Origin of the sequence: Oceanospirillum linum (assembly GCF_001995095.2) — a bacterium.
GTDB classification, from domain to species: Bacteria; Pseudomonadota; Gammaproteobacteria; order Pseudomonadales; family Halomonadaceae; genus Oceanospirillum; species Oceanospirillum linum.
In genome coordinates, this window is sequence record NZ_MTSD02000243.1 from 1 (window position 1) to 385 (window position 385).

The 385-nt window shown below is 47.3% G+C and carries 1 protein-coding gene; it reads right to left on the reverse strand.

What is annotated here, in order from left to right; genetic code table 11:
* A partial coding sequence (locus BTA35_RS17480; RefSeq protein WP_139363768.1) for a hypothetical protein occupies window positions 1–385 on the reverse strand: 385 nt, incomplete at both ends.

Below are 385 nucleotides of genomic sequence, written 5' to 3' on the forward strand. Positions count from 1 at the left end.
ATTCACCTTTCTCGTCATAAGGCATATCTTCAACTGGCATAATAGCTGAGATAACACCCTTGTTACCGTGACGACCCGCCATCTTGTCACCAGGCTGGATACGACGCTTAATGGCAACATAAACTTTAACAATCTTCAGAACACCTGGGGCAAGGTCATCACCCTGCTGCAGTTTCTTCTTCTTGTCTTCAAACTTGTCGTCCATCTCTTTACGACGCAATAACAGCTGCTCTTCAGCCTGTTGCAGGTGTTCGTTTAGAGACTCATCGACTAAGCTAAGCTTGAACCACTGGCTACGTGGCAATTCGGCCAAGTATTCAGCAGTCAGTTTGTCGCCTTTCAGTAAACGCACACCGCTCAGCACTTCTTGGCCATCTAGTAGACG